The sequence below is a fragment of the Streptococcus mitis genome (assembly GCF_002096755.1).
Taxonomy (GTDB): domain Bacteria; phylum Bacillota; class Bacilli; order Lactobacillales; family Streptococcaceae; genus Streptococcus; species Streptococcus mitis_AC.
Genome location: NZ_NCVF01000015.1, coordinates 64,599 through 76,742, shown reverse-complemented (window position 1 = coordinate 76,742; position 12,144 = coordinate 64,599). Strand labels below are relative to the sequence as shown.

Annotated in this window: 8 protein-coding genes and 1 tRNA gene; 6 read left to right on the top strand and 3 right to left on the bottom strand. The window is 40.3% G+C overall.

The genetic code is table 11. The annotated features are described in order from the left end of the window. Window positions 1–124: 124 nt before the first annotated feature. A tRNA-Ser gene (locus B7700_RS00640) sits at window positions 125–212 on the bottom strand. A 161-nt stretch (window positions 213–373) separates the two neighbouring features. Here B7700_RS00640 and B7700_RS00635 point away from each other — a divergent pair. The 3 genes from B7700_RS00635 to B7700_RS00625 are packed head-to-tail and all read left to right on the top strand — an operon-like array spanning window position 374 to window position 3,977. Then, a complete protein-coding gene (locus tag B7700_RS00635) occupies window positions 374–1,114 on the top strand; it encodes a DeoR/GlpR family DNA-binding transcription regulator (protein ID WP_000920651.1) in 741 nt (246 codons plus the stop codon). After that, a complete protein-coding gene (gene pfkB, locus B7700_RS00630; protein WP_084886457.1) occupies window positions 1,111–2,022 on the top strand; it encodes a 1-phosphofructokinase in 912 nt (303 codons plus the stop codon). The genes B7700_RS00635 and pfkB overlap by 4 nt, the downstream gene beginning before the upstream one ends. Continuing rightward, complete coding sequence (locus B7700_RS00625) at window positions 2,019–3,977, top strand: fructose-specific PTS transporter subunit EIIC (protein ID WP_084886454.1); 1,959 nt, start codon at window positions 2,019–2,021, stop codon at window positions 3,975–3,977. Before pfkB ends, B7700_RS00625 begins: the two co-directional genes overlap by 4 nt. 92 nt (window positions 3,978–4,069) lie before the next feature. Here the strand turns inward: B7700_RS00625 and B7700_RS00620 are convergent, their stop codons facing one another. After that, on the bottom strand, window positions 4,070–6,391 hold the full coding sequence (locus tag B7700_RS00620; protein ID WP_084886451.1) for a hypothetical protein: 2,322 nt from the start codon (window positions 6,389–6,391) through the stop codon (window positions 4,070–4,072). A 463-nt stretch (window positions 6,392–6,854) separates the two neighbouring features. On the opposite strand from B7700_RS00620, the gene B7700_RS00610 reads away from it, so the two are divergent. Then, a complete protein-coding gene (locus B7700_RS00610) occupies window positions 6,855–9,158 on the top strand; it encodes a DNA translocase FtsK (RefSeq protein ID WP_084886460.1) in 2,304 nt (767 codons plus the stop codon). Window positions 9,159–9,202: 44 nt separating this feature from the next. Here the strand turns inward: B7700_RS00610 and B7700_RS00605 are convergent, their stop codons facing one another. Next, the gene (locus tag B7700_RS00605; protein ID WP_084886445.1) at window positions 9,203–9,631 is read right to left on the bottom strand and encodes a DUF6556 family protein; all 429 of its coding nucleotides are present in this window, start codon (window positions 9,629–9,631) and stop codon (window positions 9,203–9,205) included. Between the two features lie 138 nt (window positions 9,632–9,769). Here B7700_RS00605 and B7700_RS00600 point away from each other — a divergent pair, with 138 nt between their 5' ends. Together B7700_RS00600 and thiI are read left to right on the top strand one after the other, a co-directional pair. Beyond that, window positions 9,770–10,912 carry a cysteine desulfurase family protein gene (locus B7700_RS00600; protein ID WP_084886442.1) on the top strand — a complete coding sequence of 381 codons (1,143 nt, stop codon included), beginning with the start codon at window positions 9,770–9,772 and terminating at the stop codon, window positions 10,910–10,912. Window positions 10,913–10,920: 8 nt separating this feature from the next. Further along, the gene (gene thiI, locus B7700_RS00595; protein ID WP_084886439.1) at window positions 10,921–12,135 is read left to right on the top strand and encodes a tRNA uracil 4-sulfurtransferase ThiI; all 1,215 of its coding nucleotides are present in this window, start codon (window positions 10,921–10,923) and stop codon (window positions 12,133–12,135) included. The last annotated feature ends 9 nt before the right edge of the window (window positions 12,136–12,144 follow it).

Sequence of the window (12,144 nt, the reverse complement as noted above, 5' to 3'; positions counted from 1 at the left end):
GTTCATAGATCTGAACTTTATCATCATAACTCAATTTCATAATAAAACACCCCAAAAGTTAGATTTTTTCTGTCTAACTTTTGGGGTGCAGTTCAGATTTCTTGGGTATCTTTTTTAAAATAAACGGAAGACATGGGATTCGAACCCACGCACGCTGTTACACGCCTACCGCGTTTCCAACACGGCCTCTTAAGCCTCTTGAGTAATCTTCCAATACTTACTCAAATAGTCTACCATAAAGGCTCTTATCTTGCAATAAAAATTTTGGAAATAAGAAAAATGATAGATTTTGAAAGAAAATGACAAAAAGCGCTTGACTTTGAAAGAAAGTGTGATAGAATGAATAGTGTAAACGATAACAGGAGGTGATTCAGTGTTAAAAACAGAGCGGAAGCAACTGATTTTAGAGGAGTTAAATCAACATCATGTAGTTTCTCTAGAAAAATTAGTTAGTTTGTTAGAAACGTCAGAATCAACGGTTCGAAGAGATTTGGATGAGTTGGAAGCGGAAAACAAGCTTCGTCGCGTGCATGGTGGAGCAGAATTGCCCCATTCCTTGCAGGAAGAAGAAACCATTCAAGAAAAATCTGTCAAAAACCTTCAAGAAAAGAAGTTGCTGGCTCAGAAGGCAGCCTCTCTCATCAAGGAACAAGATGTCATCTTTATCGATGCTGGAACAACAACTGCTTTTTTGATTCATGAATTGGTTAATAAGAATATTACTGTTGTGACAAATTCGATTCACCATGCCGCTCAGTTGGTTGAAAAGCAGATTCCAACTGTCATGGTTGGAGGAAGTGTCAAGATGGCGACAGATGCTAGTATCGGGGGCGTTGCTCTTAACCAGATTAACCAATTGCACTTTGACCGTGCCTTTATCGGGATGAATGGTGTGGACGATGGTTATTATACGACTCCTGATATGGAAGAGGGAGCTGTGAAGCGTGCTATTTTAGAAAATGCCAAACAGACCTATGTCTTGGTGGATTCGTCTAAAATTGGACAAACTTGCTTTGCCAAGGTAGCACCACTCAAACGAGCTATTGTTATCACAAGTCAAGGGCATGAGCTCTTGCAGGCTATTAAGGAGAAAACGGAGGTAATAGAAGTATGATTTATACAGTCACACTCAATCCATCCATTGACTATATCGTTCGTTTGGATCAAGTTCAAGTCGGTAGTGTCAATCGAATGGACAGTGATGATAAGTTTGCTGGTGGGAAAGGAATCAATGTCAGTCGTGTCTTGAAACGCTTGGGTATTCCAAATACAGCGACTGGATTTATCGGAGGTTTTACTGGTGAATTTATCACAGATACTCTGGCAGAGGAAGAAATCGAGACACGTTTTGTCCAAGTGGCAGAAGATACTCGTATCAATGTTAAAATCAAAGCAGACCAAGAGACAGAAATCAACGGGACTGGTCCAAATGTTGAACCAGCTCAGCTAGAAGAATTGAAAGCTATTTTATCTAGTTTGACTGCAGAAGATACAGTTGTCTTTGCTGGTTCAAGTGCTAAGAATCTAGGCAATGTCATCTACAAGGATTTGATTGCCTTGACACGCAAGACTGGTGCGCAAGTCGTTTGTGATTTTGAAGGACAGACCTTGATTGATAGTTTGGACTACCAGCCACTTTTGGTCAAACCAAACAATCATGAACTTGGAGCGATTTTTGGGGTTAAACTCGAAAGTTTAGATGAAATCGAGAACTATGCTCGTCAGTTACTGGCTAAAGGAGCTCAAAATGTCATTATCTCCATGGCTGGGGACGGTGCACTTCTTGTCACATCTGAGGGAGCTTATTTCGCAAAACCTATCAAGGGAACAGTCAAAAATTCAGTTGGAGCTGGTGACTCTATGGTTGCTGGATTTACAGGTGAATTTGTCAAATCTAAAGAAGCAGTAGAAGCCTTCAAATGGGGAGTTGCTTGCGGAACGGCAACCACCTTCTCAGATGACTTGGCAACAGCAGAATTTATTAAAGAAACATATGAAAAAGTTGAGGTAGAAAAAAGATGAAAATTCAAGACCTATTGAGAAAAGATGTCATGTTGCTGGATTTACAGGCGACTGAAAAAACAGCTGTCATTGAAGAAATGATTAAAAGCTTGACAGACCACGGTTATGTGACAGATTTTGAAACCTTTAAAGAAGGAATTTTGGCGCGTGAAGCTTTGACTTCTACTGGTTTGGGTGACGGAATCGCAATGCCTCACAGCAAAAATGCCGCTGTCAAAGAAGCGACAGTTCTCTTTGCCAAGTCAAACAAGGGTGTTGACTATGGGAGCTTGGATGGGCAACCAACTGACCTTTTCTTTATGATTGCAGCTCCAGAAGGTGCCAATGATACTCACTTGGCAGCCTTGGCAGAATTGTCTCAATACTTGATGAAAGACGGCTTTGCTGATAAACTTCGTCAAGCAATATCAGCTGACCAAGTTATCGAACTTTTTGACCAAGCTTCAGAAAAAACTGAAGAGCCTGTTCAAGTACCTACCAATAACTCTGGTGACTTTATCGTAGCTGTTACAGCTTGTACGACAGGTATTGCCCACACTTATATGGCCCAAGAAGCCCTTCAAAAAGTGGCTGCTGAAATGGGGGTTGGTATCAAGGTCGAAACCAACGGTGCTAGCGGTGTTGGAAATCAACTAACTGTAGAAGATATCCGCAAGGCTAAAGCTGTTATCATTGCAGCAGACAAGGCCGTTGAAATGGATCGATTTGATGGAAAACCATTGATCAGTCGTCCAGTTGCTGACGGTATCCGTAAAACAGAAGAGTTAATTAACTTGGCTCTTTCAGGAGATGCTGAAGTTTATCGTGCTGCTAATGGAACAAAAGCTACAACAGCCTCTAACGAAAAACAAAGTCTTGGTGGTGCCTTCTACAAACACTTGATGAGTGGTGTATCGCAAATGTTGCCATTTGTTATTGGCGGTGGTATCATGATTGCCCTTGCCTTCTTGATTGACGGTGCTTTGGGTGTTCCAAATGAAAATCTTGGTAATCTTGGTTCCTACCATGAGCTAGCTTCTATGTTCATGAAAATTGGTGGAGCTGCCTTTGGTTTGATGCTTCCAGTCTTTGCAGGTTATGTTGCCTACTCTATCGCTGAAAAACCAGGTTTGGTAGCAGGTTTCGTGGCTGGTGCTATTGCCAAAGAAGGTTTTGCCTTTGGTAAAATTCCTTATGCCGCAGGTGGTGAAGCAACTTCAACTCTTGCAGGTGTCTCATCTGGTTTCCTAGGTGCCCTTGTTGGTGGATTTATCGCAGGTGCTTTAGTTCTTGCTATCAAGAAATACGTTAAAGTTCCTCGTTCACTTGAAGGTGCAAAATCAATCCTTCTTTTGCCACTTCTTGGAACAATCTTGACTGGATTTGTCATGCTAGCTGTTAATATCCCAATGGCAGCAATCAACACTGCTATGAATGACTTCCTAGGTGGTCTTGGAGGAGGTTCAGCTGTCCTTCTTGGTATCGTCCTTGGTGGAATGATGGCTGTTGACATGGGTGGACCAGTTAACAAAGCGGCTTATGTCTTTGGTACAGGTACGCTTGCAGCGTCTGTTTCTTCAGGTGGTTCTGTAGCCATGGCAGCAGTTATGGCTGGAGGAATGGTGCCACCACTTGCAATCTTTGTCGCCACTCTTCATTTCAAAGATAAATTTACTAAGGAAGAACGCAACTCAGGTTTGACAAACATCATCATGGGCTTGTCATTTATCACTGAGGGAGCAATTCCATTTGGTGCCGCTGACCCAGCTCGTGCGATCCCAAGTTTCATCCTTGGTTCAGCAGTAGCAGGTGGACTCGTTGGTCTTACTGGTATCAAACTTATGGCGCCACACGGAGGAATCTTCGTGATTGCCCTTACTTCAAATGCTCTTCTTTACCTCGTTTCTGTATTGGTAGGAGCAATCGTAAGTGGTGTGGTTTATGGTTACCTACGCAAACCACAAACAGTTAAATAAAAGGGAACTATATACCAGTTTAAACCAACCACAAAATGTAGTATTTCAACAATATCGAAAAAGACGATTTCCGTTTGGAAATCGTCTTCTCACTATTTCAATAGTTCATACTCAAATAATTTACTTTCAAGCTCATTTTCGTAGTATTCAGCTAACCTTGTTTTAAGTTCTTTTAGTTTAGTGTTAACTTTTTCATTGTTGAATATCTTTTTATCATTACCATCTTTGTATGATGTATTTATGTCCAATTCAATTTGATAAGTACCATAATTGTATTTTGGATTATATTCTTGAGTATTTTTAGCTAGTTCAAGTAATTCATCGAAGACACCTAGCAACATTAAGTCAGCTCTATCAAGTTTTCCATATTTTTCTTGTTCGATCAATTCTTTACGAACTAGAGAGTTCTTATCTAGGCACATTTCGTTACTATAAAACTTTCCATCAGAACCATCAAAGCTCAAACAATGATTTTTTTGAGAGATACAAGTCCATAATGTAGCTTTTCTAAGAAAATCTGTATCCTCTGTATACAAATCCCCTTTATCAGCAGTTGTATAGTAAATATCCCTTTCATACCAGTTTTTTTGAGGGTATTGCTTGGCAACAAACAAAGCAGTTTGCTCTGCGTAATTATTTGTTCTAACTTGACTACCTCGTCCATGATAAATAGCAATTCTAGTCATTCTTATGTCCTGCGGAGTAGTACCAAAACCACTGGCTTCTATAACCGCTAAAATATTGTCATTATAAACAGGTTTTCCATAGCTTTTTAATGGCACTTCTTTACCATCGTAGCCAGTAGCAATTTTAGATAACACATCTGTTTTTAACTTTTTAGAATAGTATTCTCCTAGCGTTTTGTATACTTTTTTTATAGTGACATGCTTCACATCTTTAAGAATAGCATCCTCAGGTACATCAATGACTGCTGCTCCTTTCCCAGTTCCCCATTTTTTATTATCTCTCCATATTTCTTTAGCAGTTACAGTAATACTTTCAGTTTCGTTATCTTGATCGTTTTTCCAAAGTGCTACCAAAACGGAACTTTCTTGTGCTTTAAAGTTCCCTCTGTTTGCTAGAAAACCATTAATAAAGATTTTTTGCATTAGACCAACTGATTTCCAATACTTAACAGGAGCAAATAAAATATAATAGTCGTTTTCATCTCTCATAAAGTATTTTTCAAAAGACCAAACGAATTGATTTAGCAAATCTTTTGCATGGTTACTATCACCAACAAATTCATCGGACATCAATTTCCTTATATAGCTAAATTTATCTATCGATTTAACATTTCCTTCTTGAGCACGGGCTAATTCGCTAGAATAAGGGGGATTTTCAAAACCAATAATCGCAACGTTTTTGTCATCTATGACTTCTTGTAATGTATTATGTTTTCCATCTGTTTCCATTGGAATTGATAAAAACTCTTCTGCTAAAGCATCCCCACCTGTTACTAAGTTCCCCTTGTTTTCTTGTACCATTGAAAGTGGTGGTATGATAGCCCGTACCTTCCCAATATATTTGTTATACAAAACAAGCCATTCTTTTATTTCATAAGTATTCAAGATAACATGGCTTAACTCTTCTTCGGTTAAATAATGCTCTAATGCTCCTGTACCAGCACATCTGTCCAAAATAACATAGTCCATGCCTTTAGGAAGATTGCTAATAGCTTGACGAACAAGTTTAGTTGCTTCTTTAACATAAGGTAGTGGTGTATAAAATGCTCCTAAATCTTTTCTATTTGCGGGGTCATTTAATGCGTCCATCACGGTGTCAAAATCGCTTTCGTCTCCACACCAAGGTAAGATATAGTTTTCGACTATTGAATTAGATGGTTGTTTGAGCATCTCAAACATTTGAGATTTTGTTGTTGTTTTATCGTGACGGTATATATAGTTCGCCCACCCTAAAATGTTTGGAAAATCAATTTCAAACTTTTGATACTCGTCTATTTGGAATAATTCACACAATTCACGATTTTTAGGGCTTTTTGGTTGAAGAACATCAAATTCAATTACTTTTTCAGGATTAGTAGCATTTTTTAAAGTGGTCTGATTTACATTTTTTGATGCACTATTCGTATAATTTTGTAAAATTTCTAAACGATATTGAGTTGCATCATAAACACTAGCACGATTTTTATTAATATCAACTAAAACGATTTTGCTTGGTATAGGAATACCACCTTTAATCCTTAATTTAGACAGATAGTGGATAGCTTGAACAAGCACAGCATTAAGATCAGCAATGCTATTTTTAAATTCAAACAGAGCTCCGTTAATGATACCATCAGTATTTTCGATTAAAATATCTTTTTCATCAAAACCGAAATTTCTCCAGAAAAATAAATTGTCAGCTCTTTCATTTCCAGATTGCCAACTTCTATCAATAGCTAGAGGCGCCATTTTACACCTCCAACAATCAACTCATTGAGTTGAGAAACAACAGAAAAGACCTCCTCACAAAAATGTGAAAAAGTCTGTTTTAGTGCTTGACAAAAAACACGTCCGATTACATAATCAGCGTGAGCTGTGAGCTGTGAGCTGTGAGCTGTGAGCTGTGAGCTGTGAGCTGTGAGCTGTGAGCTGTGAGCTGTGAGCTGTGAGCTGTGAGCTGTGATTGCGTTCATACCAATCATTCCTTTACTTTTTGATAGTTCTATTATATCAAAATTTCAAAATTTTGCATATCTTCTTTTTTTGATGAACAGTCATCTGAATCATAAAGCCTATTAAAAAGATGTTCTGAAATTGCTTAGAGATAGAAACTATGGATAAGAAAATTTTATTTGAATCTCTTAATACTGAACTATCCAAGGAGAATACTGACCTTTTCCGAAATGCCTGTGAAATATGGTATAATAGAAGAATGGCAAACAAAAATACAAGTAAAACAAGACGGAGACCGTCTAAAGCAGAACTCGAAAGAAAAGAAGCGATTCAACGAATGTTGATTTCACTAGTAATCGCGTTTTTATTGATTTTTGCAGCCTTCAAATTAGGGGCTGCAGGCATCACCCTTTACAATTTAATTCGCTTGCTGGTGGGTAGCCTAGCTTATCTGGCTATATTTGGCCTCTTAATCTATCTCTTCTTTTTCAAGTGGATCCGAAAACAGGAAGGCCTCCTATCTGGCTTTTTCACTATATTTGCAGGTTTGCTCCTGATTTTTGAAGCCTACTTAGTTTGGAAATATGGCTTGGACAATTCTATCCTAAGAGGAACCATGGCTCAGGTTGTGACTGATTTGACTGGTTTTCGAACGACCAGTTTTGCTGGTGGAGGCTTGATTGGTGTTGCCCTATATGTGCCAACAGCCTTTCTCTTCTCAAATATCGGTACTTACTTTATTGGTTCTATCTTGATTTTAGTGGGTGCTCTCCTAGTCAGTCCTTGGTCTGTTTACGATATCGCTGAATTTTTCAGTAGAGTCTTTGCTAAATGGCGGGAAGGGCATGAGCGTCGAAAAGAGGAACGCTTTGTCAAACAAGAAGAACAAGCTCGTCAAAAGGCCGAGGAAGAGGCTAGATTAGAAAAAGAAGCGGCTGAGAAAGCCTTACTTGATATGCCTCCTGTTGATATGGAAACAGGCGAAATTTTGACAGAGGAAGCCGTTCAGGATTTTCCACCTATACCTGAAGAAGAGTGGGTGGAACCAGAAATCATCCTCCCTCAAGCTGATCATGAATTCCCCAATCAAGAAGAAACCTTTGATGATGAAGAGGTACAGGTCGATTTTTCAGCCAAAGAAGCTCTTGAATACAAACTTCCAAGTTTACAACTCTTTGCAGCAGATAAACCCAAAGACCAGTCTAAAGAGAAGAAAATCGTCCGGGAAAATATCAAAATCCTAGAAGAAACCTTTGCTAGCTTTGGTATCAAGGTGACGGTTGAACGGGCCGAAATTGGACCATCAGTGACCAAGTATGAAGTCAAACCAGCAGTCGGTGTACGGGTCAACCGCATTTCCAATCTAGCAGATGACCTCGCTCTAGCTTTGGCGGCCAAGGATGTCCGGATTGAAGCTCCAATCCCTGGGAAATCCCTAGTCGGAATCGAAGTGCCTAACTCTGAAATTGCCACTGTGTCCTTCCGCGAACTATGGGAACAATCTCAAACGAAAGCAGAAAATCTCTTGGAAATTCCTTTAGGGAAGGCAGTTAATGGCACCGCAAGAGCTTTTGACCTTTCCAAAATGCCTCACTTGCTCGTCGCAGGTTCAACGGGATCAGGGAAGTCAGTAGCTGTTAATGGCATTATTGCTAGCATTCTCATGAAGGCTAGACCAGATCAAGTCAAATTTATGATGGTTGACCCCAAGATGGTTGAGTTATCTGTTTACAATGACATTCCCCATCTCTTGATTCCAGTTGTAACCAATCCACGCAAGGCCAGCAAGGCCCTGCAAAAGGTTGTGGATGAGATGGAAAATCGTTATGAACTCTTTGCAAAGGTAGGAGTTCGTAATATTGCAGGCTTTAATGCCAAGGTAGAAGAGTTCAATGCCCAGTCTGAGTACAAGCAAATTCCGCTACCGCTCATTGTCGTGATTGTGGATGAGTTGGCTGACCTTATGATGGTGGCCAGCAAGGAAGTGGAAGATGCCATTATTCGTCTTGGGCAGAAGGCGCGTGCTGCCGGTATCCACATGATTCTTGCAACCCAGCGTCCATCCGTTGATGTCATTTCTGGTCTAATCAAGGCCAATGTCCCATCTCGTGTCGCTTTCGCAGTTTCATCAGGAACAGACTCCCGTACTATTTTAGATGAAAATGGAGCTGAGAAACTGCTTGGTCGAGGAGATATGCTCTTTAAACCAATCGATGAAAATCATCCAGTTCGTCTCCAAGGCTCCTTTATCTCGGATGATGATGTTGAACGCATCGTAAACTTCATCAAGGCTCAGGCTGATGCGGACTACGATGAGAGTTTTGATCCAGGTGAGGTTTCTGAAAATGAAGGTGAATTTTCAGATGGTGAAACTGGTGGAGATCCGCTTTTTGAAGAAGCCAAAGCTTTGGTCATTGAGACCCAGAAAGCCAGCGCATCCATGATTCAGCGTCGTTTATCAGTTGGTTTTAACCGTGCGACCCGCCTTATGGAAGAACTGGAGATGGCAGGTGTCATTGGTCCAGCTGAAGGTACCAAACCAAGAAAAGTTTTACAACAATAAAAAAATAGCTTCTTTCCAAGTTTGGAAGGAGGCTATTTTAGTGATTATTGATTAGTTTTATTTTCCGAAGTTGGACTATTGGACTGTTTTTCATTTTCAGTAGTAGGTTTGCTTGTAGCAGATGTAGTAGCGTCCTGAGTTGCTGTTTTCTGCTCTTCTTTTTTCTCTTCCTTGACGCTAGATTTTGGCGTTTCTTCTTGTTGTGCTTTTTCTTGAGAAGTGTTGTTTTCCTTATTAGGACTAGTGTTTTCCTGAGGGGATTCCTTTTGAATTTCTTTGACAATTGTTGTCGTCTGGGTTGTCGTAGGTTCTTTTTTAGTATTTTTGTTATTATCTAAGGCGTTCATGATAGTGATACTTGCGGTAATTAAGCCAAGGATACTACCGATTGTAGCAACGGTTTTTTGAAAGACCGTGAATCCTTTTTTGATGTGTTCTGTTTTTGGTTTTGAAGTTCTACGATAATTAGACATACATTCTCTCCTTTAATTAAAATTTATTATACCGCATTTCTTTAAAAAAATCTTAAAAAAAGAGGAATTGCCCTTTCTTGTCGCAAGCTCCGTTTCATGATACAATAGAAGGAGTGATTTTAGAAAGCGTGAGAAAACATGATTTACTTTGATAATTCGGCGACGACCAAGCCCTATCCTGAAGCCCTTGAAACCTATATGCAGGTCGCTTCAAAAATTTTAGGAAATCCATCTAGTCTCCATCGTTTGGGAGACCAGGCAACACGAATCTTAGATGCTTCTCGGCAACAGATTGCAGATTTAATCGGTAAGAAAAGCGATGAAATCTTCTTTACTTCTGGTGGGACAGAAGGAGATAACTGGGTTATCAAGGGTGTGGCCTTTGAAAAGGCTCAGTTTGGAAAGCACATCATTGTATCAGCCATTGAACATCCGGCAGTCAAAGAGTCAGCCCACTGGTTGAAATCTCAAGGATTTGAAGTTGATTTTGCTCCAGTTGATGAGGAAGGATTTGTGGATGTTGAGGCGCTAGGAGCTTTGATAAGACCTGATACGACCCTCATCTCTATCATGGCAGTAAACAATGAAATTGGCTCTATTCAACCTATTGAGGCTATTTCAGAACTGTTGGCAGATAAGCCGACTATTTCCTTCCACGTTGATGCGGTTCAAGCACTTGCTAAGATTCCGACTGAAAAGTATCTGACAGAACGAGTGGATTTCGCGACCTTCTCTGGTCACAAGTTCCACGGAGTTCGTGGTGTTGGTTTTGTCTATATCAAGTCTGGCAAGAAGATTACGCCTCTTTTAACAGGTGGTGGTCAGGAACGTGATTACCGTTCGACAACTGAAAATGTGGCAGGAATTGCAGCGACAGCCAAGGCTCTTCGCTTGTCTATGGAAAAGCTAGATATCTTTACTAGCAAGACTGGGCAGATGAAGTCAGTGATTCGTCAAGCACTTCTGGACTATCCAGATATTTTTGTCTTTTCAGATGAGGAAGACTTCGCCCCTCATATTCTGACTTTTGGAATCAAGGGTGTTCGTGGTGAAGTCATCGTTCACGCTTTTGAAGACTATGATATTTTCATCTCAACGACCTCTGCTTGTTCGTCCAAGGCTGGGAAACCTGCAGGCACCTTGATTGCCATGGGAGTGGATAAAGATAAGGCCCAGTCAGCTGTGCGTCTTAGCCTAGACCTTGAAAATGATATGAGTCAGGTCGAGCAGTTTTTGACCAAGTTAAAATTAATTTACAATCAAACTAGAAAAGTAAGATAGGAGCATTCATGCAATATTCAGAAATTATGATTCGCTACGGTGAGCTGTCAACCAAGGGTAAAAATCGTATGCGTTTCATCAATAAACTTCGCAATAATATTTCAGACGTTTTGTCCATCTATCCCCAAGTTAAGGTAACGGCAGATCGTGACCGTGCCCATGCATACCTGAATGGAGCAGATTACACGGCAGTTGCAGAATCACTCAAACAAGTATTTGGAATTCAAAACTTTTCCCCTGTTTATAAGGTTGAAAAATCTGTAGAAGTTCTGAAGTCTGCTGTCCAAGAGATTATGCAGGACATCTACAAGGATGGCATGACCTTTAAAATTTCTAGCAAGCGTAGCGACCACACCTTTGAACTTGATAGTCGTGAACTCAACCAAACACTTGGAGGAGCTGTTTTCGAAGCCATTCCAAATGTGCAAGCTCAAATGAAAAGTCCTGACATCAATCTTCAGGTGGAGATCCGTGAAGAAGCAGCCTATATTTCTTATGAAACCATTCGTGGGGCTGGTGGTTTGCCAGTTGGAACTTCAGGTAAAGGGATGCTCATGTTGTCAGGAGGGATTGACTCACCTGTAGCAGGTTATCTTGCTCTTAAGCGTGGGGTAGATATTGAGGCCGTTCACTTTGCCAGCCCACCTTATACTAGTCCAGGCGCTCTCAAGAAAGCCCAAGATTTGACCCGTAAATTAACCAAGTTTGGGGGAAATATCCAGTTTATCGAAGTGCCTTTTACAGAGATTCAAGAAGAAATCAAGGCTAAAGCGCCAGAAGCTTACTTGATGACTCTAACTCGTCGCTTTATGATGCGTATTACAGATCGTATTCGTGAGGTACGAAATGGTTTAGTTATCATCAATGGAGAAAGCCTAGGTCAAGTAGCCAGCCAAACCTTGGAGAGCATGCAGGCTATCAATGCAGTTACCAACACTCCCATCATCCGTCCAGTTGTGACAATGGATAAGTTGGAAATCATTGACATCGCCCAGGAAATCGATACCTTTGACATTTCAATCCAACCGTTTGAAGACTGCTGTACGATTTTTGCGCCAGATCGTCCGAAAACAAATCCTAAGATTAAGAATGCGGAGCAGTATGAAGCTCGTATGGATGTTGAAGGATTAGTAGAGCGAGCTGTGGCTGGAATCATGATTACTGAGATTACACCGCAGGCTGAAAAAGATGAAGTGGATGACTTGATTGATAATCTTCTCTAATCTGAAAAT

What these genes read in the sequence shown, in the direction of transcription:
- pfkB (WP_084886457.1), top strand. Translation starts at nt 1,111, where the DNA reads ATGATTTATACAGTCACACTCAATCCATCCATTGACTATATCGTTCGT.
- B7700_RS00610 (WP_084886460.1), top strand. Translation starts at nt 6,855, where the DNA reads ATGGCAAACAAAAATACAAGTAAAACAAGACGGAGACCGTCTAAAGCA.
- B7700_RS00600 (WP_084886442.1), top strand. Translation starts at nt 9,770, where the DNA reads ATGATTTACTTTGATAATTCGGCGACGACCAAGCCCTATCCTGAAGCC.
- B7700_RS00620 (WP_084886451.1), bottom strand. Translation starts at nt 6,391, where the DNA reads ATGGCGCCTCTAGCTATTGATAGAAGTTGGCAATCTGGAAATGAAAGA.
- B7700_RS00605 (WP_084886445.1), bottom strand. Translation starts at nt 9,631, where the DNA reads ATGTCTAATTATCGTAGAACTTCAAAACCAAAAACAGAACACATCAAA.
- B7700_RS00625 (WP_084886454.1), top strand. Translation starts at nt 2,019, where the DNA reads ATGAAAATTCAAGACCTATTGAGAAAAGATGTCATGTTGCTGGATTTA.
- thiI (WP_084886439.1), top strand. Translation starts at nt 10,921, where the DNA reads ATGCAATATTCAGAAATTATGATTCGCTACGGTGAGCTGTCAACCAAG.